Annotated in this window: 21 protein-coding genes; 6 read left to right on the top strand and 15 right to left on the bottom strand. The window is 69.8% G+C overall.

The genetic code is table 11. The annotated features are described in order from the left end of the window. Window positions 1-71: 71 nt before the first annotated feature. The 10 genes from AC37TH_RS05285 to AC37TH_RS05240 form a co-directional block, all read right to left on the bottom strand. Window positions 72-1,721: a beta-N-acetylhexosaminidase gene (locus tag AC37TH_RS05285; protein WP_490763290.1), complete on the bottom strand. Its 1,650-nt coding sequence runs from the start codon at window positions 1,719-1,721 to the stop codon at window positions 72-74. After that, window positions 1,718-2,674 carry a MurR/RpiR family transcriptional regulator gene (locus AC37TH_RS05280; protein WP_490763289.1) on the bottom strand — a complete coding sequence of 319 codons (957 nt, stop codon included), beginning with the start codon at window positions 2,672-2,674 and terminating at the stop codon, window positions 1,718-1,720. The genes AC37TH_RS05285 and AC37TH_RS05280 overlap by 4 nt, the downstream gene beginning before the upstream one ends. Beyond that, window positions 2,664-3,716 carry an N-acetylmuramic acid 6-phosphate etherase gene (murQ, locus tag AC37TH_RS05275; RefSeq protein WP_490763288.1) on the bottom strand — a complete coding sequence of 351 codons (1,053 nt, stop codon included), beginning with the start codon at window positions 3,714-3,716 and terminating at the stop codon, window positions 2,664-2,666. The genes AC37TH_RS05280 and murQ overlap by 11 nt, the downstream gene beginning before the upstream one ends. After that, a complete protein-coding gene (locus AC37TH_RS05270; RefSeq protein ID WP_490763287.1) occupies window positions 3,709-4,650 on the bottom strand; it encodes an N-acetylglucosamine kinase in 942 nt (313 codons plus the stop codon). Before AC37TH_RS05270 ends, murQ begins: the two co-directional genes overlap by 8 nt. Beyond that, window positions 4,647-5,870 (bottom strand): anhydro-N-acetylmuramic acid kinase, encoded by a 1,224-nt coding sequence (locus AC37TH_RS05265; protein ID WP_490763286.1) that lies wholly within the window; start codon window positions 5,868-5,870, stop codon window positions 4,647-4,649. Before AC37TH_RS05265 ends, AC37TH_RS05270 begins: the two co-directional genes overlap by 4 nt. Further along, on the bottom strand, window positions 5,867-7,408 hold the full coding sequence (locus AC37TH_RS05260; protein WP_490763285.1) for a glycoside hydrolase family 3 protein: 1,542 nt from the start codon (window positions 7,406-7,408) through the stop codon (window positions 5,867-5,869). The genes AC37TH_RS05265 and AC37TH_RS05260 overlap by 4 nt, the downstream gene beginning before the upstream one ends. Further along, window positions 7,405-8,232, bottom strand: coding sequence for a carbohydrate ABC transporter permease (locus tag AC37TH_RS05255; RefSeq protein ID WP_490763284.1), 828 nt, complete (start codon window positions 8,230-8,232; stop codon window positions 7,405-7,407). Before AC37TH_RS05255 ends, AC37TH_RS05260 begins: the two co-directional genes overlap by 4 nt. Then, window positions 8,229-9,203: a carbohydrate ABC transporter permease gene (locus AC37TH_RS05250; protein WP_490763283.1), complete on the bottom strand. Its 975-nt coding sequence runs from the start codon at window positions 9,201-9,203 to the stop codon at window positions 8,229-8,231. Before AC37TH_RS05250 ends, AC37TH_RS05255 begins: the two co-directional genes overlap by 4 nt. A 4-nt stretch (window positions 9,204-9,207) precedes the next feature. Next, window positions 9,208-10,497: a sugar ABC transporter substrate-binding protein gene (locus tag AC37TH_RS05245; RefSeq protein WP_490763282.1), complete on the bottom strand. Its 1,290-nt coding sequence runs from the start codon at window positions 10,495-10,497 to the stop codon at window positions 9,208-9,210. 182 nt (window positions 10,498-10,679) lie between these two features. Further along, window positions 10,680-11,561 carry a LysR family transcriptional regulator gene (locus tag AC37TH_RS05240; RefSeq protein WP_490763281.1) on the bottom strand — a complete coding sequence of 294 codons (882 nt, stop codon included), beginning with the start codon at window positions 11,559-11,561 and terminating at the stop codon, window positions 10,680-10,682. Between the two features lie 87 nt (window positions 11,562-11,648). Here AC37TH_RS05240 and AC37TH_RS05235 point away from each other — a divergent pair, with 87 nt between their 5' ends. Further along, the gene (locus AC37TH_RS05235) at window positions 11,649-12,188 is read left to right on the top strand and encodes a GNAT family N-acetyltransferase (RefSeq protein WP_490763280.1); all 540 of its coding nucleotides are present in this window, start codon (window positions 11,649-11,651) and stop codon (window positions 12,186-12,188) included. Between the two features lie 14 nt (window positions 12,189-12,202). Here the strand turns inward: AC37TH_RS05235 and AC37TH_RS05230 are convergent, their stop codons facing one another. From AC37TH_RS05230 to ddaH, 4 genes are read right to left on the bottom strand one after another with little or no spacing between them, the layout of a single operon-like run. After that, the gene (locus AC37TH_RS05230) at window positions 12,203-12,850 is read right to left on the bottom strand and encodes an MOSC domain-containing protein (RefSeq protein ID WP_490763279.1); all 648 of its coding nucleotides are present in this window, start codon (window positions 12,848-12,850) and stop codon (window positions 12,203-12,205) included. A gap of 14 nt (window positions 12,851-12,864) precedes the next feature. Beyond that, window positions 12,865-14,370, bottom strand: a complete 1,506-nt coding sequence (locus tag AC37TH_RS05225; RefSeq protein ID WP_490763278.1) for a peptide MFS transporter — start codon at window positions 14,368-14,370, stop codon at window positions 12,865-12,867. A 60-nt stretch (window positions 14,371-14,430) separates the two neighbouring features. Next, window positions 14,431-15,729, bottom strand: a complete 1,299-nt coding sequence (rocD, locus tag AC37TH_RS05220; protein WP_490763277.1) for an ornithine--oxo-acid transaminase — start codon at window positions 15,727-15,729, stop codon at window positions 14,431-14,433. An 11-nt stretch (window positions 15,730-15,740) separates the two neighbouring features. Continuing rightward, window positions 15,741-16,601 carry a dimethylargininase gene (gene ddaH, locus AC37TH_RS05215; RefSeq protein ID WP_490763276.1) on the bottom strand — a complete coding sequence of 287 codons (861 nt, stop codon included), beginning with the start codon at window positions 16,599-16,601 and terminating at the stop codon, window positions 15,741-15,743. A 186-nt stretch (window positions 16,602-16,787) separates the two neighbouring features. Between ddaH and AC37TH_RS05210 the strand changes: the two genes are divergently transcribed. The 5 genes from AC37TH_RS05210 (at window position 16,788) to AC37TH_RS05190 (ending at window position 20,423) form a co-directional block, all read left to right on the top strand. Further along, complete coding sequence (locus tag AC37TH_RS05210) at window positions 16,788-17,225, top strand: Lrp/AsnC family transcriptional regulator (protein ID WP_055891313.1); 438 nt, start codon at window positions 16,788-16,790, stop codon at window positions 17,223-17,225. A 95-nt stretch (window positions 17,226-17,320) separates the two neighbouring features. Then, a complete protein-coding gene (locus AC37TH_RS05205; protein ID WP_490763275.1) occupies window positions 17,321-17,743 on the top strand; it encodes an SRPBCC family protein in 423 nt (140 codons plus the stop codon). Window positions 17,744-17,838: 95 nt separating this feature from the next. After that, window positions 17,839-18,531: a response regulator transcription factor gene (locus AC37TH_RS05200; protein ID WP_490763274.1), complete on the top strand. Its 693-nt coding sequence runs from the start codon at window positions 17,839-17,841 to the stop codon at window positions 18,529-18,531. 3 nt (window positions 18,532-18,534) lie between these two features. Continuing rightward, on the top strand, window positions 18,535-20,022 hold the full coding sequence (locus AC37TH_RS05195; RefSeq protein ID WP_490763273.1) for a sensor histidine kinase: 1,488 nt from the start codon (window positions 18,535-18,537) through the stop codon (window positions 20,020-20,022). Next, window positions 20,019-20,423: a GntR family transcriptional regulator gene (locus AC37TH_RS05190; protein WP_490763272.1), complete on the top strand. Its 405-nt coding sequence runs from the start codon at window positions 20,019-20,021 to the stop codon at window positions 20,421-20,423. Before AC37TH_RS05195 ends, AC37TH_RS05190 begins: the two co-directional genes overlap by 4 nt. Window positions 20,424-20,493: 70 nt before the next feature. Here AC37TH_RS05190 and AC37TH_RS05185 read toward each other — a convergent pair whose 3' ends face one another. Beyond that, window positions 20,494-21,351 (bottom strand): aldo/keto reductase, encoded by an 858-nt coding sequence (locus AC37TH_RS05185; protein WP_490763271.1) that lies wholly within the window; start codon window positions 21,349-21,351, stop codon window positions 20,494-20,496. Window positions 21,352-21,380: the final 29 nt, after the last annotated feature.

Genomic DNA, 21,380 nt, shown 5'->3' with positions numbered 1-21,380 from the left:
AATCGAGTCGGGACTTGTGCACGCGACACGCCGGTGTCGACCGTGCATAAGTCCCGACTCGATTGCTTCGGTCAGGGAGTGCGGGCGGACGCGGGCGCGATGTTCGCGGTGAGGGCGGCGACGGTGGCGGCGCGCTCGGCGCGCGTGGCGAGGCGGCCCGGGACGCCGGGGCGCGTCTGCCACGGCAGCGGGCCGTCGGCGCGACGGTACTCGACGCCGAACGCGTCGAGGCGCGGCAGGTGCGTCTCCAGCCTGGAGGCGAAGGCGTCGTAGTCGCGCGGGCCGGCCGTCCACAGCGCCTCCGCGAGCGCGCACAGCCGCGGGAACGCGAAGTAGTCGAGCGTGCGCGGCGAGTCGATGAACTCGGTCCACAGGTTGGCCTGCCCGCCGAGCACGTGCGCCCGCTCGCTCTCGGTGAGCCCGTCCGGCACCGGGTCGAACCCGTACACGTCGCGCACCGTGATCACGACCACCACCGGGATGGGCTCATCCGGATGCTCGGACTGCCGGTAGTTCAGGTACACCGTCTCGTCCGGGCACAGCACCACATCGTGCCCGGCCCGCGCGGCGGCGACCGCTCCGGTCGACCCGCGCCACGACGCGACGGTCGCTCCGGAGGCGAGCCCGCCCTCCAGGATCTCGTCCCAGCCGAACAGCCGCCGTCCGCGCGCGGTCAGGTGGTCGTCGAGCCGCCGGATGAACCAGCTCTGCAGCTCGTCCTCCGTGCCGACGCCGAGTTCGCGCATCCGCTCCTGGGTGCGCGCGTCCGTCCTCCACTGGTCTTTGACGCACTCGTCGCCGCCGACGCCGATGAACTCGGACGGGAAGATGTCGAGCACTTCGTCGAGCACGTTCGTGAAGAACTCGACCGTGCTCTCCTCCGCGTTGAGCACGTTCGGGATGATCCCCCAGCGCGTTCCGACCTCCAGCGCCTCGCCGGTCACCCCGAGTTCCGGATACGCGGCTATGGCGGCCTGCACGTGCCCGGGCGACTCGATCTCCGGCACCACCGTGACCCCGCGCGCCGCGGCGTACGCGACGATCTCGCGCAGGTCGTCCTGCGTGTAGTAGCCGCCGTGCGGGCGGCCGTCGCCTGGTGCATCCGGCCCGTAGCCGACCTGCGACTCGTGCCGCCACGCGCCCACCTCGGTGAGCCGCGGATACCGGACGATCTGGATGCGCCAGCCCTGGTCGTCGGTGAGATGGAAGTGCAGCACGTTGAGCCTGTGCATCGCCATCAGGTCGATGAACCGCAGCACCTCGCGCGCCGGCAGGAAGTGCCTGGCCACGTCGAGCATCACCCCGCGCCACCGGAAGGCGGGCTCGTCGGCGACCTCGCAGGCGGGGGCCGCCCACCGCATCCCGTGCACGGCGGCGCGCCGGTAGACCTGCGGCGGCAGCAGTTGCCGGAACGCCTGGACGCCGTGGCCGACACCGGAGGCGCTGCCGCCGACGATCCGCACGCCGCCCTCCGCAACGCTCAGCCGGTATGCCTCGGCCGCGAGCGACGGGTCGACCGCCAGCGCGATGGTCCCGTCGACCCTGTCGTCCGGCTCCCCGAGCGGCAACCCGGTGGATGCGCTGAGCACCGACCGCAGGAGGGCGGCAGGCCCAGCGGTCGACGCGTCCGACAAGATGCGCGTGCCGGCGTCGAGCAGGAACTCCCCGTCTCGTTCCTCCACGCTGCGCGGCCGAGGAAGGAGTCGCCCCGCCGCCGTCACTCGGCGTGTCCGGCGTCGTTGGTGTGGCCGTTGCTGTTTCCGTGGCCGTTTCCGTTTCCGTTTCCGTTTCCGGTGCGGTGCCGTTCCGGAGGGAGCCGCTGGCTGCGCACGGCCTCGTACGTCAGGCGGAGCGATTCCGTCATCTGGTCGTAGAGCTGCTGGGCCACGCGGACGAACAGGAAGTCGACGAGCGCGAGCTGCGCGATCCTGCTGGACATCGCCCCCGAGCGGTAGAGGCTCTCCCGCGCCTGCGTGGTGAGGACGTAGTCGCTCTCCGCGGCGATCCGGGAGTCCGGGAAGTTGGTGATCGCGACCGTCGTGGCGCCCGCTGCGCGTGCCACGGCGAGGGCGTGATTGGTTTCGAGGGTCAGCCCGGAGTGCGAGATGCCGATCGCGACGTTGCCCGGCTTCTGCAGGGCCGCCGAGGCGAGGGCGAGGTGCGGGTCGACGGAGCAGAACGCCGTGACGCCGATGCGGGAGAGCTTCTGCTGGAGGTCCTGCGCCGTGAGGCTGCTCGATCCGGCGCCGTAGAGGTCGACGCGCGGGGCGGCCACGATGGCGGCGACCACGCTGTCGAGCGTGTCGACGTCGAGCTCTTTCGCTGTCGCCTCGATCGCCAGGGTCTCCTGGTACGCGATCTTCGCGACGACCTCCTGCACGGTGTCGTTCGGGTCGATCTCGCTCTCGGTGAGCTCGAACCGTTCGCGGGTGACCTGCTCGCGGCTCGTCGCCGACGCGAGGGCGAGACGGAACTCGCGGTAGCCGGTGAAGCCGAGGCCTTGGCAGAAGCGCGCGATCGTGGCCTGCGACGCGTCGCAGACGGCCGCGAGCTCGGTGATCGTGAGGTCGACGATGCGGGCGGGATCGTCCATGACGACCTTGGCGACCCGCGCCTCGGCAGCGCTCAGCTGCGGCAGCGCCTGCCGGACGGCGGAGAGCACGTCAGCCGACATGCGCCTGCCCGTCGGTGGCGGTCGGGCTCGCGGCGGTCGGGCTCGCGTCGGCCGGGCTCGCGTCGGCCGGGCTCGCGTCGGCCGGGCTCGCGTCACCGTGCGCGCCCCGCGCATCCGGTGCAGCAGCCAGCGCGTCGCGCAGCCGGCCGTGCTCGGCGAGCAGTCGCGTCGCCGTGGCGGCGTCGATGGTGGTCTCGCTCATGAGGATCGCCGCCTTAATCCAGCCGCCGGACGCGTCGAGCGCCGATGCCGCTGTGTCAGCGTCGACGCCCGTGGCCAGCATAACGGTCCGCTCGGACCTGGCTCGCAGCTTGGCATTGGTGGCACGCAGGTCGACCATCAGGTTGCCGTGCACCTTGCCGAGCTGCACCATCGCGATGGTGCTGATCATGTTGAGGACGAGCTTCTGGGCTGTGCCGGACTTGAGCCGGGTGGAGCCGGTGAGGATCTCCGGTCCGACGACGACCTCGATGCCGACCTCCGCGGCGGCGCCGAGCGCCGAGTCCGCGTTGCAGGCCAGACCAACGGTGAAAGCGCCCACCTGTCTCGCGTGGTCGATGGCGCCGAGCACATAGGGGGTGCGGCCGGACGCCGAGATGCCGACCACCGCATCCAGTGCCCCGAGGTGCAGGGCTTCGAGGGCGGCGCGACCGGCCTGCTCGTCGTCCTCCGCGTTCTCCACCGCCGTGTGGATGGCCTGCTCGCCGCCCGCGATGACGCCCACCACCAGCTCGGGTGAAGTGCCGAAGGTCGGCGGGATCTCGCTGGCGTCCAGGATGCCCATGCGCCCGGCCGTACCGGCGCCGACGTAGATGAGGCGGCCGCCGCGACGCATCCGCTCGGAGATGCCCTCGGTCGCCGCGGCGATGCTCGCGCTCTCGCGGGCGACGGCCGCGGGGACCTCGGCGTTGCTGGCGTTCATGGCGTCGATGAGTTGCGCGACCGACATGAGGTCGAGGTCGCGGTAGCGTTCGCCGACCGACTCGGTGGCGAGGGTTCCGAGGGTCTCACGGAGGTCGGCGATGGTCTGCGGCTCAGCCACGGAGGATCCTTTCTTCATAGGGCAGCGACCGATCGAGTGCGATCAGCGCCGCCCCGGCGAGCGGGTCGCCCTTCTGGACGGTCTCGCTCAGCCCGTGGGCGTCGAGCGCGGCCGTGACTCTGGCCGCGAAGTATGGGTGCGAGGCGAGGCCGCCTGCGACGCAGACCGTCGGCAGTCCGGCGGCCGCGCAGGTGTCGGCGAGCAGCCCCGCCGCTCGCTCGACGAGGTCGACGGCGACGGCGTCGCCCCCGGAGGCTCGCTCGATCACCGTCGGCGCGAACGAGCCGAGCTGCCGCGCGGGCGTTCCGGTTTCGGACACCCAGTGCGGCAGGGAGGCGACGGTGCCGGTGATCGCGGCGGCGTCGGAGAGGAGAGCGGTGTGCGGCCCCCGGGCGTCGTGCGCCCGGAGCGCCGCGAGCAGACCGTGGCGTCCGAGCCATTGGCCGCTGCCTTCGTCGCCGAGCCACGGGCCCCAGCCGTCGACCTGCTTCACCGCACCCGCCTCGTCGACGGCGAACACGACGGCGCCGGTCCCGGCGATCAGCATCGTGCCCGCCGACCCGGCGAACGCACCGGCGTGCGCCGCGAGCGCGTCGTTGATGATCGCTACGGGTCCGTCGAAGCGCTCACGGAGGAGCGCGACGAGTTCCTGCGCGACGCCGGGAGCGGCCTCGCTGCCCGCGGCGCCGACGCCGACCGCGGTCCCCGCCGGCAGAGCCTCCGGGAGCAGGCCGACCGCATCCAGGATGGCGCGGAGGGAGCGCTGCGCGCCGTCGGCCTCCGCCAGTCCGGGTGCGCCGGGTCCCGCGGCCTCGGCGGTCACCGCTCCCCCGGCGCTGAGGCGAACCCGGCAGCTCGTCTTGCCGAGATCGACGGCGAGAACGGGAGGAACAGGAGGGGCGAGAGGGGCGTGTGCTGCGTGCAGTGCATTCATGGTGTTGCTGCTTTCACACGGTCGCCGGCCAGACGCAGACCCGCGATCCCGGTCAGGCGACGGCCGAGCGTCGTGCCGGGGGTGATGGTGAACTGCCCGAGCACGCGGGCGCGTCCGGACGGTGTCCCTGGGAGGGCCGCGGGGATCCCGTGCCAGCTGAGGTATCCGACGAGCGCGAACAGCAGCGACTCCTTGTCGTCCGCCGCGATCCCCCACTCGTCACTCGTCGCCACCGAGATGCCGTGCAGCCCGAGCACGGCGGTCAGCGCGCGCAGCATCGCGGGATTGTGCACGCCGCCGCCCGAGACGATCACCCGAGACGGCGCGACCGGGGTGGCGGAGCGCACGGCGTCAGCCACCGTGCGCGCGGTGAAGACCGTGAGCGTCGCCACCAGATCCGGCAACGATGGATGCGCGCCGGCGGCCGCCACCGCACGGTCCACCACCCCGAGGTCGAACGTCTCGCGGCCGGTGCTCTTCGGCGGCGCAGCGACGAAGTACGGATGCGCGAGGAGCGCGGCGAGGATGCCTTCGTCGACGCGTCCGGCGCTCGCGAGCATCCCGTCGGTGTCGCGTGGCTCCCGCCCCTCGGTGGCACGGGAGACCACGCCGTCGATGAGCGCGTTGGCCGGGCCGCTGTCGAACGCGACGAGGCCGCCGCCGGGCGACACCACCTGCACGTTGGCGATGCCCCCGAGGTTCACCGTCGCGATCGGCCGCTCCTCCGCCTCTGCCGCTCCCGAGAGCCAGGCACGGTCGAACAGCCCCATCAGCGGGGCGCCCTCGCCCCCGGCCGCGATATCGGCGGAACGGACATTCGAGAGCACGGGGCGGCCGAGCGCCTCTGCGATCCAGGACGGCTCCCCGATCTGCAGGGTGCCGCGGGCGTGGCCGTCGGCCACCCAGTGGTAGAGGGTCTGGCCGTGCGACACGACGAGGTCGATGCCGCCAGGCACCTCGGCGGCGGCCTGTGCGGCGACAGCCGCGAACTCCTGCCCGGCGAGTGTGTCCAGCTCGCAGAACTCCGCGGGGGTCAGGCTCTCCCCTGCCACCGCGGCGAGCAGCCGCGGATGCAAGGCGGCCGACCACGGCACGGTGCGCGCGAGAAGCGGTCGCATACTCACGGCCGGGGTGTCCGTGTCATCGAGCGCGTCGATCTCCGCCACGGCGACGTCGATCCCGTCGGCACTGGTGCCGGACTGCAGCGAGAGGATCCTCATCGTGTCATCGCTCCGTTCCTGGCTCCGGCCACCAGCTCGGCGACCACCTCGGCCGTCAGGCGGCTCACGCCGTACGCGTCGACCGTCGGCAGGCTGAGCCGTTCCTGCGCCGGCAGCCCCGCGTTGACGACCACGCTTCCCGGCCGTGCGGCGGCGAGCATCCCGAGTGCTCGTCGCTGCGGCGAGCCGGGCTGCACGGCGTCGACCAGCGCGACGATGGTCCGTTCGGCGGGGATCCTCGCCAGCGCGTCGGACAGCACGCCGACCACGTCACGGCCACCCAGCGGCCCGGCGCCGAGCCGTACGCAGTCGGAGCGGGCGGCGAGCGCCGCGGTGAACGGGTCCGCCGTCGACGCCACGGCGATGCTCGCCCGGTCGCGGAGGTCGAGGACGGCGAGGTCGCGCCCGCCGAGGTCGACGTCACCGCTGATGACGATCGCCTCGCGCACAACGCCGGCGGCGTCGAACCCGGTCGCCGGGGCGGCGTCGAACGGGGTTTCCCGCTGCCGATCCCTCACCCAGTCCGAGAGCCCCGCCACGGCACGGGATGCGCGTTCCACCGCCGCGATCGGCAGCGAGCCGTCGTCGAGGGCGGCCAGCAGCGCATCCCGCACTTCGGCGTAGTCGGCTTCGTCGTCGGTCGCGCCCTTCTTCGGCCCCAGGTGCGACGGGTTGCCGATGCAGAGCAGGTCCGCGCCCGCTGCAATGGCGAGCACCGCTCCCCGCCCCGCGCCGTACTCGGCCCTGATGGCCGCCATGTCGAGAGCGTCCGTCACGATGGCGCCGCCGAAGCCGCGCTCGCGCAACGCACCCAGGATGCGCGGGTTGAGGGTGGCGGGAAGCTCGCCGAACGCGGGCAGCACGACGTGCGAGGTCATGACTGCGGCGACACCGGCGTCGATAGCCGCCTGGAACGGGGGCAGGTGCTCGGCCTCCACCACGGAGAGGTCGAGTTCGACGCGCGGCAGACCGTGGTGCGAGTCGACCGACGTGTCGCCGTGCCCGGGGTAGTGCTTCACGCAGGCCGCGACCGCCCTGCTCTGGATGCCCGTCACCGACGCGGCGACGTGCCGCGACACGAGTCCGGGCGTCGCGCCGAACGAGCGGACACCGATGACCGGGTTGCGCGGGTTCGTGTTCACGTCGGCGACCGGCGCGAGCACCACGTTGGCGCCGGAGGCGCGCACCCGGCGGCCGAGTTCGGCGCCGACGGCGCGCGTCACGTCCGCGTCGTCCAGACGGCCCAGCTGGGCGGCGCCGGGCAGCGTCGAGCCGTGCGCCGCTTCGAGGCGGGTGACCGTGCCACCCTCCTCGTCAACGCCGAGGAGGACACCGCCCCGCGCATCCAGAAGCTGCTGCGAAAGGGCGGGAAGCTGCGCTGCGTCGGACGCGTCGATGTTGTGCCCGAAGTACACGGCGCCCGCGAGGCCGCCGTCCAGCTCGCGCAGCAGCCAGTCCGGTGCGCTGGTCCCGAGGAATCCGGGCCAGAGCACGCCGGCGACCAGTGCGCGCACCGTGGGGTCGGTGCTGTGGTTCATCCCTTGACGGCTCCCGCCACGAGTCCGCTTGACAGCCTGCGCTGCACCAGGATGAAGAAGATCATCACCGGGATGGTGATGATGGTCGACGCCGCCATCACGTAGCCCCACTCGTTGGTGTGCTCGCCGAAGAACTGTTTGAGACCGATGGCGACCGTGTACTGGTCGGTCGCGCCGCCGAGCAGGGTCATCGCGAAGATGAACTCGTTCCAGGCGGTGATGAACGAGAACACGCTCGTCGCCACCAGTCCGGGCATGACCAGCGGGAGCATGACCGACCGGAACATCCGCCACCAGCTCGCGCCGTCGAGGTAGGCGGCCTCTTCCAGTTCGACGGGCACGGCGGCGACGAAGCCGCGGAGCATCCAGATGCCGAACGGGAGCGACAGCGCCACGTAGACGATCACGATGCCGAGCAGCTGGTTGAGCAGCCCGAGGTCGCGCACCTGCACGAACAGCGGGATGACCAGCGCCTCCAGCGGGACCATCTGCACGGTCAGCACCATGAACAGGATGGCGGTGCGGAACTTGAACTTGAACCGTGCGACCGCGACAGACGCGAGCAGTGCGACGGCGGCGGACAGGACGACGACCGCGACGGCGACGATGGCCGAGTTGCGCAGGAAGACGTCGAACCCGCCCTTGGTGAGCACGTAGACGAAGTTGTCGAAGGTGAACTCCTTGGGCACCAGCGACTGACCGCCGCTGGAGGCCTTCTTGTCGAAGGCGCTGGAGATCATCCAGTAGACCGGGAACAGGGTGAAGACGAGAAGCGCGGCGACCGCGATGGCCTTGCCGACGTTTCCGCGGATGGACCGGCTCACAGCTTCTCCTCCTTCAGCATGGTGCGGACGTAGACGATCGTGATGACGAGCAGCACCAGGGTCAGCAGCACAGCGATGGCCGAACCGAACCCGTACCTGTTCTGGCCGAACGACTCGACGTACGACCAGACGCCGAGGTTGAGCACCTGCCGGTTGGACCCGGAGCCTCCCGGCATCAGGTACACCTGCGCGAAGACCTTGAAGTCCCAGATCGTCGACAGGATGATCACCACCGCGAAGACCTGCTTCAGCGACGGGACGATGATCGAGAAGAAGCGGCGCACCGCTCCCGCCCCGTCCATCTCCGCCGCTTCGAGCATCTCCTTCGGCACCCCCAGGAGCCCGGCGAGCACAGTGATCGCGACGAACGGGAACCCGTGGTGGATGATGTTCAGCAGCACGATCCCGTAGAAGCTGACCGGGTTGGTGAACCAGTTGTACGACTCGTGCATCAGCCCGAGGCTTTTGAGCGTCTGGTTGACGATGCCGTTGTCGGCGTCGAAGATCCAGACCCAGACATACGTGCCGGTCACCGCGGGCATCGCCCAGGCGACCATGATGGCGCTGCCCACGATGGTGCGCCAGAACGGCCCCAGCGCGGCCATCAGCAGCGCGACGAGCGTGCCGAGGATGACCGTGCCGGAGACGGACAGGATGGCGAACACCACCGTGTTGGGCAGCGCCACGCTCCACAGCGTGGAGTTGCCGAAGATCTCGGCGTAGTTGGCGAACCCGATGAAGTTCGTCTTGCCGCTGACGATCTCGCGCAGGCCGTAGTCCTGCAGCGAGAAGATCACCACCCGGATGAGCGGCCAGAGCAGCAGCACCGCGAGCACGATCAGCGCGGGAGCCAGCAGCAGCCACGGCCGGCCGGCCACGAGGAACGGGCGCTTTCGGCGCCGCGGCGCCTCGCCGCCGGCCGGGCCCGTGCGGTGCACGGCCGGCGGCTGAGGACGAACGTCAACGGTCATCGGACTACTTGCCGTTCAGGATCTGGGTCATCTCCTTGGCAGCGTCGGTCGTCGCCTGGTCGACCGACTTCTGTCCGGAGAGGATGGACTGGATCATCGAGTTGGTGGTCTGCTTCGCCTGCACAGCGCCGAACTGCGGCGTGACGGGAACGGAGGCACCCCCATCCACCATCTGGGTGGCGAACGGCTTGACCAGCGGGTCGTCAGACTTCATGGCGTCCTTGACCAGCGAGTTGAGGCCGGAGAAGTATCCGGTCTGCGATGCCCACTCCTTGGCGAACGTTCCGGTGGTCATGAGCTTCACGAACGACCAGGCGAGATCCTTGTTCTTGGCCGTGTTGAAGATGCTCAGGTGCGATCCGCCGAGGACCGACGGGCTGATGCCGCCGTCTTTGCCGGGGATGGGGGTCGCGGCGATCTTGCCCTTGAGGTCAGGGGCCTTCTGCACGACGGTCGCCGGAGTCCACGAACCCTGGATGGCCATCGCGACCTTGCCCTGGTTGAAGTTGTCGAGCACGTCGGTCTCCTTCCAGGTGGTGGCGCCTGCGGTGGAGAAGCCGTGCTTGGTGGCGAGGTCCGTGTAGAACTGGATGCCCGCGCGGGAGTCGGCGCTGTCGAGGCCCGACTTCCAGGTCTTGCCGCTCTTGGTGGCGACCTCGCCGCCCGCGCCCCAGACCCACGGGTACACGCCGAACTCGGCGTTGCCGGGAACGGCGAACGGGATCATGTCCGGCTTGGCGGCCTTGATCTTCTCACCGGCGGCGACGATGTCGTCCCAGCTGGTCGGCGCCTTGAGTCCCAGCTCCTGGAACACGTCGGCGCGGTAGACGAGCGAGCGGACTCCGGCGTACCACGGCATCCCGTAGAGCTCGCCGTCGTAGGTGCCGGACTCCTTGAGCCCCTTGACCAGGTCGCTGTCGAGTCCGGCCTTCTTGACGTAGTCGCCGATCGGCGCCAGCGCACCTGCGTCGGCGAACTCGGCGGTCCACGTCGTGCCGGTCTCGGCCACATCCGGAGTGGTGTTGCCCGCGATGGACGTCACGAACCGGTCGTGCGCATCCGCCCACTGCACGAACTGCACATCGAGCTTGGCGCCGGTCTCCTTGGTGAACTCGTCACCGACCTTCTTGAAGAAGGCCGTCGAGTCGGGATTGGTGCCCTGCATGATCCACACGCTGAGCTTCTCGCCCTTCGCGTCGACCTTTCCTCCATCGCTGCTCGTCCCGCTGGAGCAGGCGGTGAGCCCGAGCGCAGCGATGGCGAGGATGGCGACGGAGAGATAGCGCTTCTTCATTGGTGCTGTCTCCTCTTCGAAACCGGTGATGTGGGCGAGCGCCCGGAATGCAATGGAAATAGTCTCCATGAATGCCGACAAACCTGCAAGTTGTTTCCAACGCAGGCGTGTAAAAGGTTTGTTACGGCCGGGGCGCGCTCGGCGCCCGGTCAGCCAGAGAACGGCGGCTAGGGCAGGGAGCGCTACGCGGCAGCGCCCATGGGCTGCAACTGCCGCAGGAACGCACCGGCCGCTGGGCTCGGCTCATCAGAGACCGCCACCGCGACATTCCACGCGGGGACATCCCCGCGCAGCTCCACCGCCTTCAACTGCTCCGGCCGCTTGCGCGCGAAACTCGCGGGCACGATGGCGACGCCGAGGTTGTAGCCGACGAGGTCGAGCAGTGGATGCACGTCGTTGACCTCCATCGCCGCCCGGTAGTCGAAGCCGGCCGCCGCGAACGCCCGCCGCGCGAGCGCCTGGGCGCCCCAGCCCTCCTGGAAACCGATCAGCGTCTCGCCGCGCAGGCTCTCCAACGGGATGCTCGACTCGGTCGCGAAGCGGTGCTCCGGGTGGCAGAGCACCAGCATCTGCTGCGTGCTCAGGCGCCGCAGCTGCACCCCGGCGGGCGTGTGACCGGTGTCGACCACCAGCGCGACGTCGACCCGGCCGCCGGCGACCGCATCCACCAGTTCGACAGAACCGGAGTACCGCAGCCGCACCTCGACCCCGGGGTTGGCGGTGCGGAACGACGCCAGCTCGGCCGGCAGGTCCACGGAGCCGAGGCACGGCTCCGCTCCGATGGTGAGCCGTCCGCGGACGAGGCCGCGGACGGCGGCGACAGCATTGCGGGCCGCCGCGGCGCTGGCGAGCGTGCGCACGGAGTCGGCGAGCAGTGCTTGTCCGGCCGTGGTCAGCTCGACCCTGCGCGTGCTGCGGATGAAGAGCGACGTGCCGAGCTCCTGCTCCAGCGACCGGATGGAGGCGGATAATCCGGACTGTGAGATCTGCAACAGCTCTGCCGCACGGGTGAAGTGTCGTTCTTCTGCCACGGTGACGAAGTGCTCGAGCTGCCGGAGTTCCATTCAGCAATCGTACGACTGAGTGGGGCACCGGTTGACCACCTCCACCGATGGTTGCCACGGCCCCACCCGACGGGATAGGAAGGACCCATGCTGACAGGCGGAACGATCGGACTACGGGCCCGGCACAAGGAAGACATCCCGATCCTGCTCGACGAGCTCTACAACGACGAGGTCAACGCCTCCCGCGCAGAGGGCAACGCCTGGCGGCCGATCGGTCCGGACTCGGATGACCGGCGCCTCCGTGCGGACGCGCCGCAGGAGGACGACGTCGTCCGGTTCTCCATCGTGGAGTTGGCCGGAGGGACGCTCATCGGTGCAGCGACGCTGTGGGGCATCGACACCCACAACCGGTTCGCGCACATCGGCTTGGGTCTGCTCCCCGGCGCGCGCGGCCGCGGCTACGGCACCGACGTGGTCGCGACGCTCGTCCACTACGGCTTCGTCGTGCTCGGTCTGCACCGCCTGCAGATCGAGACCCTCGCCGACAACCCGGCCATGCTGCGCGCCGCCGAGCGCAACGGCTTCGTCCGCGAAGGACAGACCCGCGCCTCCGCCTGGGTCATGGGCGAGTTCATCGACGAGGTCGTCCTCGGCCTCCTCGCAGCCGACTACCACCCCCGCTCCTAACCAGCGCCTCCTCTCTACGCGGGGATGCGCGTGCGGAGCTTGGCGATCGCGGCGCGAAACTCAGGGACGAGCGTGAGTGCGCCGGAACGCTCCGACGCTTCGAGCGCATCCACCTGGTCGGCGTCGGCGGCGGTGAACCAGGAGGCGACGGTCACGCCGTGGCCGGGCCGCGAGACGACCTCGATGCTGTCCCCGGCGCCGATGGTGCCCGCCTTCACGATGCCCAGGTATGCGCCGGGCAGCCCCGCCTCCGTGAAGCGCTTGACCCACTGCCGCTCGCCCATGCGCCGCTGGAACGTCGCGCACGGCTCCCGCGGGCAGGTGACCTCCACCACCAGCTCGTCGCCGATCCGCCACCGCTCGCCGATCTCGGCGCCGTTGACGTCGAGCCCCGCCGTGCGCAGGTTCTCGCCGAACAGGCCGGCCGGGATGTCGCGTCCGAGCGCGTCGGCCCAGAACTCCGCGTCCTCCTGGGCGTACGCGTACAGCGCCTTGCTGAGACCGCCGTGGTGCTTGCGGTCGGCCTGCACGTCTCCGTACAGTCCGTATGGTCGCACCCGCAACGGCTCGGACACCGGCCGCTTGTCGATCGCGGTCACCCCGACGCTCCCCGCGTCCGGGATCAGCTTCTCGACCCTGCACACCTCGAGCAACTCAGCCATGCGACCAGTCTGCATCACCGCACCCCGCGCATCATCTTCAGCACCCACGGGCTCATCAGTGCGAGCACGACACCGATCGCGATGGCGACCCCGCCGATGATCCCGAAGTAGATGCCCTCCGTTTCCGGCGCGTACAGCTTGGCGAGCTGCCCGGCCATCGCCGTTCCGAGCGAGACGGACAGGAAGTAGAGCGCCACCATCTGCGCGCCGAACGCGTGCGGCGCCAGCTTGGTGGAGGCGGACAGGCCGACGGGTGAGATCAGCAGCTCTGCGATGGTGAACACGAACAGGATGCCCACCACCGCCAGCAGCGGCGTGCTGTTCTCGCCTCCGCCCGCCCAGAACAGAAACAGCAGGAACGCCAGCCCCATGACCACCGTGCCCGCCGCGAACTTCAGCGGCGTGGACGGCTGCTTCGCTCCCCACTTCGTCCAGATCGCGGCGAAGACACCGGACAGGATGATGACGAAGATCGGGTTGATCGACTGCACCCAGGAGACCGGGAACTCCCAGCCGAACAGGTTGCGATCGAGCCGCTTGTCCGAGTAGATCGTGATGACCGTGAACTGCTGCTGGTAGAGCGACCAGAACGCCGCGTTGGTGATGAACAGCGGGATGAACGCCACGATCCTGCTGCGTTCGTCGGAGTTCAGCAGCTTCGACGACAGGATGACCGCGAAGTAGGCAATGGCCGCGACGATGACCAGCCCGATCACGATCAGTGCGAGGTTCTGCGCTGTGATCACCCCGGTGACGACCAGCACCACCGCCACGATCACGGCCACCACCGCGATGCCGATCACCAGCGGGCGACGGGATGCTGGCAGCGGGTTCGGGATCTCGTGCGACTCGGCCGGCAGGCGCTTGCGCCCGAACGAGTACTGGATCAGGCCGATCGCCATGCCGACCGCCGCCAGCGCGAAGCCCCAGTGGAAGCCCATCGTCGTCTGCAGCAGCCCGGTGAGCAACGGTCCGAAGAACGCGCCGAGATTGATGCCGAGGTAGAAGATCGAGAAGCCTGCGTCGCGGCGCGGGTCGTTCTCGGAGTAGAGAGTGCCGACGATGCGGGTCGCGTTCGCTTTCAACCCTCCACTGCCGAGCGCCACCAGCAGCAGACCGGCGATCACGCCGGAGACCCCCGGCAGCAGCGCCAGACAGATATGCCCGGCCATGATGACGACCGCACTCCAGAACAGCACGCGCTCCGACCCGAACATCCGGTCGGCCAGCCACGCGCCGAGGATCGTCGAGAGGTAGACCGCGCCTCCATAGGCCCCGACGACACCGGCAGCGGTGGCCTGGTCGATGCCGAGGCCACCCTCGGCCGCGGAGTAGTAGAGGTAGATGAGGAGGATGCCCTGCATCCCGTAGAACGAGAACCGCTCCCACATCTCCACGCCGAAGATGTTCGCGAGCGACCGCGGCTGCCCGAAGAACGTCTTGCCGCCGTCTCGCCGGTCAGGCGCCTGCGCCTGGGCGCTGGATTCGCCCTGTCTGCTCGGATCACTCATGGCGCCCATGCTCCCACTCGGGGACTCAGGGCGCGACGGAATTCGAGAAGCTGTGGATAACTCCGGTTTCTACCGCCCGGACAGCTCGTGCAGCACGGCCTCCAGCTGATCCACCGCCCAGTCCAGGTCGGCGGGGTCTACGACGATCGGCGGAGCCAACCGGATGGTCGACCCGTGCGTGTCCTTCGCCAGCAGCCCGCGCTCCATCAGCAGCTCGCACACCTCGCGTCCCGTCGCCAGCTCCGGGTCGATGTCGATCCCGGCCCAGAGCCCCGCGCCGCGCACGGCGAGTACGCCGTGCCCGATCAACCGGGTGAGCCCGGTGTGCAGCCGCGACCCGAGCAGGGCGGCGCGCTCCTGCGGCTCCCCCGTCGCGAGCATCGCGACGACGGCTCGCCCGACGGCGGCAGCGAGCGGGTTCCCGCCGAACGTCGACCCGTGCTCGCCGGGGTTCAGCACCCCGAGCACATCACGGTTGCCGACGACTGCGGAGACCGGCACGATACCGCCGCCGAGCGCCTTTCCCAGCAGGTAGAGGTCGGGTACCACTCCCACCAGGTCGCACGCGAACGTCGCACCCGTCCGGCCGAGGCCGGACTGGATCTCGTCCGCGATCAGCAGCACGCGTCTCTCGTCGCAGAGCGCGCGCAGTTCGGGAAGGAAGTCGGCCGGAGGCACGATGATGCCCGCCTCTCCCTGAATGGGTTCGACGAGCACGGCGACCGTGTTCTCGTCGACGGCGGCCGCGACGGCCGCGGCGTCGCCGTACGGGACCGTGCGGAAACCGGGGGTGTACGGACCGAAGCCGTCACGCGCATCCGGATCGTCGGAGAAGCTGATGATCGTGGTGGTGCGGCCGTGGAAGTTCCCGGCCATCACGATGATGTTGGCGAGCCCGTCCGGCACGCCCTTCACGCGGTACCCCCACGCGCGAGCCACCTTGATGCCGGACTCCACGGCCTCGGCGCCCGTGTTCATCGGCAGCACCAGGTCTTTTCCGGCGAGCGCCGCGAGCGCCTCCACGAACGGGCCGAGCTGGTCGTTGTGGAACGCCCTGCTGGTGAGCGTGATGCGGTCGAGCTGCGCGCGCGCCGCATCCAGCAGCACCGGGTTGGAGTGCCCGAAATTGACCGCAGAGTATGCGGCGAGGCAGTCGAGGTAGCGCCGGCCGTCCACGTCTGTGACCCAGGCTCCGTCCCCTTCGGCGACCACGACGGGCAGTGGATGGTAGTTGTGCGCCGCGTGCTCCTCCTCCCGCCCGATCGCCTCAGCCTGCCGCTTGGTGGGTGCGGCGGTGCGGGGGTGGATGCGGTGGGCGACGGTGTCCGTGCCTGTGCCGGTGACGGTGTCGGCCGTGTCGTTCGTCATGCGCTGTCCTTTCAGCGTCGCAGTTCGAGGGTGCAGCACTTGACCCCGCCGCCGCCGAGCAGCAGCTCGGACAGGTCGACGCCGATCGGGTTGTACCCGTGCTCGCGCAACTGCCTGGCGAAGTCGGCAGCCCTGGATGCGATCACCACGTTGAACCCGTCGGAGAACGAGTTGAGCCCGAGCACGGCTGCGTCCTCGTCGTTGACGACGATGGCGTCCGGATACCGTTCGGCGATGACCGCCCTGCTCGCGTCGTCGAACGCGGAGGGCAGGTAGGCGACGTGCTCCTGCCCCGGCGTCCCGTCGAGCACGGAGAGCGCCGTGTCCAGGTGGTAGAAGTTCGGGTCGACGAGCCGCAGCGAGACGACCTCCCTGCCGTACAGCTCGGCCAGTTCCGTGTGACTGGCGTCTGTGCTGCGGAATCCGGTGCCAGCGAGGATGGCGTCCCCGACGAGGAGGAAGTCCCCCTCGCCCTCGTTCACGTTCCGCGGCTCTGCGACGGCGAAGCCGTTGCTGCGGAACCAGTCCATGTATGCCGGGCCTTCCGGCTGTCGCTCCGGGTAGGTGAAACTCGCGCCGTACGCAACGTTGTCGATGACGAACCCGCCGTTCGCCGCATAGACCATGTCCGGCAACCCGTCCAGCGGGTCGATCAGGTGCACGTCGTAGCCGAGGTCGAGGTAGGTGCGGTAGAGCGAATCCCACTGCTGCACCGCCAGCGACGTGTCCGTGGGAAGTGCCGGATCCATCCACGGGTTGATCCGGTAGACGACCACGAAGTGCTCCGGCCTGCACATCAGCACCGACCGCCGCGTCGGGATGCGCGCCGGCCGCTCCGTGCGGGGTTCGGCGTCTTCGTGGGTGATCGACATGGGGATAGTGTCACACACGATTGTCGGCGAATGGATGCGTTGTCGCGCACGAAATCGCCATTCTGGCCGGTACAGGCGACGAATCATTGTGCCAGCCCGCGCCGAGAGCGAATCGTTACACACCCCGCGCAACGATTCCGCGTAATACCGGGCGACGACGCAATGATCCACCGTATGCTAGCGCTCGTGGACAACCTCGATCGCAGCATCCTCGACCTGCTCCGCCAGAATGCCCGCGCGGGGTACGGCGACATCGGCTCCGTGGTCGGCCTGTCCGCCTCGGCCGTCAAACGCCGCGTCGACCGGCTCGTATCCGACGGCGTCATCCGCGGTTTCACCATCCAGGTCGACCCCGCCATCGACGGGATGAGCACCGAGGCGTACGTCGAACTCTTCTGCCGCGGCACGGTCGCGCCCGATGAGCTGCTGCGCATCCTGTCCGCCGTTCCGGAGGTCGTGGACGCGGGAACGGTGACGGGCAGCGCCGACGCCATCGTGCACATCCGGTCGCGCGACATCCCGAGTCTGGAGGCCGCACTGGAGAAGGTGCGCCTCGCTCCGAACGTCGACCACACCCGGTCCGCGATCGTGCTCTCCCGGCTGATCAGCCGCGGCAACGCCTGACGCCGCGCTCCCGCTCCGCCGCGCTCCGCCCTGGCGGGTCCGCACGCGTCGCATTTCTTCAAGCCGCCCCCGCCGAACGCGCGCAGGATGGTGGCATGACTGAGACAGCAGAGGCGTCCATCCTCACCACAGCGGACCGCGACGCGGTCTGGCGCGCCCTCACCGACCCCGAGATCATCGCGCAGTACCTCTACGGCACGCGCGTCGAGTCGGACTGGCGGGTCGGCAGCCCCATCGTCTACCGCGGCGAGTGGGAGGGGAAACCGTACGAAGACCACGGGACCATCCTCGAATTCGTGCCCGGCGAGCGGCTGGTGAGCAGCTACTACAGCCCGTTGAGCGGCAAACCGGATGTGCCGGAGAGCTACCAGGACGTCGCTTACACACTCCGCCCGGAGGGGAGCGGTACGCGCGTCACCGTCACCCAGAGCGGGTGCGCCGACCGCGCGGAGGCCGACAGGATGAGCAGCAACTGGGCCACGACGCTGGAGGGGCTGCGCACCGCCGTCGAGGCCTGAAATTCCTGCGCGGCCTGCGAGGATCTACAGGAAACGCCCTGCCCGATCGAAGCCCATCCGAGCGCGACCACGGGAAACGGTGGCACGATGATGCCATGAAGCTGCTCGTTGTCGAAGACGATCCCGATATGGGAGGCCTCGTCGAACGCGGCCTCACCGCCGAAGGCTATGACGTGACCCTGGTCACCAACGGTGTCGACGCGCTCATCGCGCTACGCACCGACAGCTACTCGGCCGCCGCCATCGACGTGATGCTCCCAGGGATGAGCGGGTTCGAGCTGTGCCGCCACATCCGCGAGGCGGCGAACCCCATGCCCATCCTGCTGCTGACCGCGCGCGACGCCATCGAAGACAGGGTCCACGGACTCGACTCCGGCGCCGACGACTACCTCACCAAGCCGTTCGCGTTCGCCGAGCTGGCCGCGCGGATCCGTGCCCTGCTGCGCCGCGAACCGTCCGGGATGCGCCCCCAGGTCACGGTCGGGCGTCTCACGATCGACTCGCACGAGCACCGTGCCCTGGTGTCCGGGCACGAGATGCCGCTCAGCCGCCGCGAATTCACCCTGTTGCGCCTGTTCGCGACGAACCCGGACAAGACCCTCGCCCGCTCCGACATCCTGGAGACGGTGTGGGGCACCACCGAGAACATCGGGACGAACGTCATCGACCAGTACGTCTCCTACCTGCGCAAGAAGCTGGAGCTCGCCGGCGCCGGTCTCGCCATCGTGACAGAGCGAGGCCGCGGCTACCGGCTGGACGCCAAGAACGCCGAGGTCGCGACCTCGTGACGCGTGGCGCATGAGACACGGGATGCGCTCGATCGGCGTGACGGGACCGTGAACCGCCTCCGACGCCTGTCGATCACGGCCCGCATCACGATCGGGAGCCTGATCGTCGCGACCCTGTTCGGGCTGGTCGCGGTCGAGGTGGTTCGGTTCGGTGTCGCGTCGATCCTGCACAACGCCACCGTCACCCTGCTCGACAACGACGTGGCGGCGCCGGCCGCAGCGCTCGGAAACAACCCGTCCGGGCCGTTCGACCTGCCGGGCGGCGGGCAAGAGCTCGCGATCGTCGATTCGTCCGGCACGGTGCTCGCCTCCACGCTGCCCGGGTCTCTGGAGAACGACATCAGCCGCCTGCTCACCTTGGGCGACGACGCGACGAGCGTGACGGTCGGCGGTGACCAGTACCTCGTCCTGGTCCGCGCTGTCCCGACACCGAACGGCGTGATGCACGTGGTGGCTGCGCGCAACAACGAGACGACCGACCTCATCCTGGACCGCCTGACCGGCGCTCTCGCGTTCGGCGCCGTGCTGCTGGTGATCGGCTTCGGCGCCGCCTCGTGGCTGCTGACCCGTGCCGCACTGCGGCCGGTGAGCCGGATGCGCGAGCAGGCGGAGCGCATCGCCGACGTGCAATCCACCGGACTGCTGACCGTGAATCCCGCGCGCGACGAACTGGCGGAGCTGGCGGGGACCCTCAACGACCTCATCCGGAGGCTGCGGGCGTCGGCGGAGCGCGAACGGCAGATGGTGTCCGACGCGAGCCACGAGTTGCGCACGCCTCTCGCCGTCCTCCGCGGCCAGCTCGAGCTGGCCGAACTCGACGCGGGCGACGCCGACGCTCTCCTCGCTGCCATCCGGTCTTCTCACAGCACAGCCCTTCGCCTCGGCCAGCTCGCGAACAATCTGCTCGAACTGTCGCGCATTGAGGCCGGACCGTCGAGCGGGCTCACGGACTGGCGCACCCTCACGGACGAGCTGGCCGACGCGATCGACCGCGCCAGGCTCCTCGCCGCGAGCCCGGAGGAGGACACGCCGCCGATCTCGATCGACTTCGACTACAACCCCCGCAAAATGCCGTCCGGCGAGCGCCTGGTGGGGCTGTCGCCGACCGACTTCGGCCGCATCCTGGACAACCTCATCGGCAACGCGATCACGGCGATCGCGGCGGAAACCGACCCCCCAGAACTCCGGGATGCGACGGTCATCGCAGACCTCACCGCCACCGACGCCGAGGTCATTCTCACGGTGCAGGACTCCGGCCCCGGAATGCCGGACGAGTTCATCCCGGTGGCGCTCGACCGGTTCACCCGGGCGGACGGCGCACGCACAGCGCACTCCGGCGGCGGTCTCGGCTTGGCGATCGTCGGCGCCATCGCCGGGTCGGCGGGCGGTAGCGTGATCCTGGCGAATGCAGAGGGCGGTGGCCTTGTGGTCACCGTGGTCCTGCCGCTCGTCAGCAGCGCACCGACCGCAGGGAAGGCGGACCCGTCGTGAATGACTCCTCCAGCGTGTCAGGGGCGCCGGAATTGTTCGCCGGGGCGATCGACGCGTCGGCGACCACCCCGCCGTTCGAGCAGTTGAAGGCTCACATCCTCGCGGCGGTCGGGTCCGGGGACGCGCCTGTCGGTCTGCGTCTCCCGCCCGTGCGAGCGCTCGCGGACGCGCTCGGCCTCGCCCCCAACACGATTGCGCGCGCCTACCGCGAGCTGGAGCACGTCGGCGTCTTGGAGACTCGTGGCCGCGCAGGCACGTTCGTCGCCGCGACGGATGCGGCCCAGCGCGAGGCCGCCACCGCCGCCGCCGTGTTCGCCGACCGCGCAGCCGACCTGGGTCTCACCGTGGATGCGGCACTCACCCTGGCCCGCGCCGCCTTGGAGTCACGCCTCCGCGCCTGACGCGCGACGTCTGACGCCCACTCCCGCGCCCGCGCCGACCACGACGCCCGCGCCCGCGCCCGCGCCCGACTCAGTGTCCGCTGTGGTCCGAGTCCACCCCTGCGTCCGGCCCCTCGTCGAGCGTGTCGATCGCGGCCAGTTCCGTGGCGTCCAGTTCGAACCCGAAGACGTCGAGGTTCTCGGCCAGGCGCTGCGCGTTGCTCGATTTCGGGATCGCGACCAGCCCGTTCTGGAGGTGCCAGCGCAGCACCACCTGTCCGGCCGTCTTCTCGTGCTTCTCGGCGATCTCCGCGAGCACGGGCGAGCGCAGAAGGTCGCCACCCGCGCCGAGCGGGCTCCACGATTCGGTGACGATGCCGTGCTCGGTGTCGTACGCACGCTGTTCGCGGCGCTGGATCGCTGGGCTCAACTGGATCTGGTTCACCGCCGGGGTCACGCCCGTCTCGGCGATCAGCCTGTCGATGTGCGCCGGCTTGAAGTTGGAGACCCCGATCGCGCGCGCCTTGCCGGCGTCCCGCAGCCGGATGAACGTCTCCCAGGTGGACACGAATTCGTCGCGCGCCGGCAGCGGCCAGTGGATGAGCAGCAGGTCCACGTAGTCGAGCCCCAGCCGGGCGAGGGAGCTGTCCAGCCCGTCGACGGCGCGGTCGGCGCCCTGGTACGTGCCGTCGAGCTTGGTCGTGACGAACAGGTCTTCCCTATCCACCCCACTGCGCTTCACGCCGAGCCCGACGCCGACCTCGTTGCCGTATTTCACTGCCGTGTCGATGTGACGGTATCCGATGGCTACAGCCTCCACGATGGTCCGCTCGACCTGGTGGTCGTCGAGCGGCCAGGTGCCGAGGCCGAGCTGAGGAATGGAGGTACCGGAGTTGAGCGGAAGAGTCGGTACAGCGGTCGGTGCAGCTGCCGGTGTGGGTGTCGTCATAGTGTCAGGCTACGCGCCGCTCTCCGCTT

The sequence above is a fragment of the Leifsonia sp. McL0627 genome, from assembly GCF_058244615.1.
This window is presented reverse-complemented; position numbering and strand designations above follow the sequence as displayed.

Excerpts from the sequence above, each read along its gene's own strand:
- ddaH (WP_490763276.1), bottom strand. The coding sequence starts at position 16,601 with ATGTCGATCACCCACGAAGACGCCGAACCCCGCACGGAGCGGCCGGCG.
- AC37TH_RS05225 (WP_490763278.1), bottom strand. The coding sequence starts at position 14,370 with ATGGGCGCCATGAGTGATCCGAGCAGACAGGGCGAATCCAGCGCCCAG.
- AC37TH_RS05185 (WP_490763271.1), bottom strand. The coding sequence starts at position 21,351 with ATGACGACACCCACACCGGCAGCTGCACCGACCGCTGTACCGACTCTT.
- AC37TH_RS05230 (WP_490763279.1), bottom strand. The coding sequence starts at position 12,850 with ATGGCTGAGTTGCTCGAGGTGTGCAGGGTCGAGAAGCTGATCCCGGAC.
- AC37TH_RS05280 (WP_490763289.1), bottom strand. The coding sequence starts at position 2,674 with ATGTCGGCTGACGTGCTCTCCGCCGTCCGGCAGGCGCTGCCGCAGCTG.
- AC37TH_RS05200 (WP_490763274.1), top strand. The coding sequence starts at position 17,839 with ATGAAGCTGCTCGTTGTCGAAGACGATCCCGATATGGGAGGCCTCGTC.
- AC37TH_RS05205 (WP_490763275.1), top strand. The coding sequence starts at position 17,321 with ATGACTGAGACAGCAGAGGCGTCCATCCTCACCACAGCGGACCGCGAC.
- AC37TH_RS05250 (WP_490763283.1), bottom strand. The coding sequence starts at position 9,203 with ATGACCGTTGACGTTCGTCCTCAGCCGCCGGCCGTGCACCGCACGGGC.
- AC37TH_RS05240 (WP_490763281.1), bottom strand. The coding sequence starts at position 11,561 with ATGGAACTCCGGCAGCTCGAGCACTTCGTCACCGTGGCAGAAGAACGA.
- AC37TH_RS05235 (WP_490763280.1), top strand. The coding sequence starts at position 11,649 with ATGCTGACAGGCGGAACGATCGGACTACGGGCCCGGCACAAGGAAGAC.
- AC37TH_RS05265 (WP_490763286.1), bottom strand. The coding sequence starts at position 5,870 with ATGAGGATCCTCTCGCTGCAGTCCGGCACCAGTGCCGACGGGATCGAC.
- AC37TH_RS05245 (WP_490763282.1), bottom strand. The coding sequence starts at position 10,497 with ATGAAGAAGCGCTATCTCTCCGTCGCCATCCTCGCCATCGCTGCGCTC.
- AC37TH_RS05260 (WP_490763285.1), bottom strand. The coding sequence starts at position 7,408 with ATGAACCACAGCACCGACCCCACGGTGCGCGCACTGGTCGCCGGCGTG.
- rocD (WP_490763277.1), bottom strand. The coding sequence starts at position 15,729 with ATGACGAACGACACGGCCGACACCGTCACCGGCACAGGCACGGACACC.
- AC37TH_RS05270 (WP_490763287.1), bottom strand. The coding sequence starts at position 4,650 with ATGAATGCACTGCACGCAGCACACGCCCCTCTCGCCCCTCCTGTTCCT.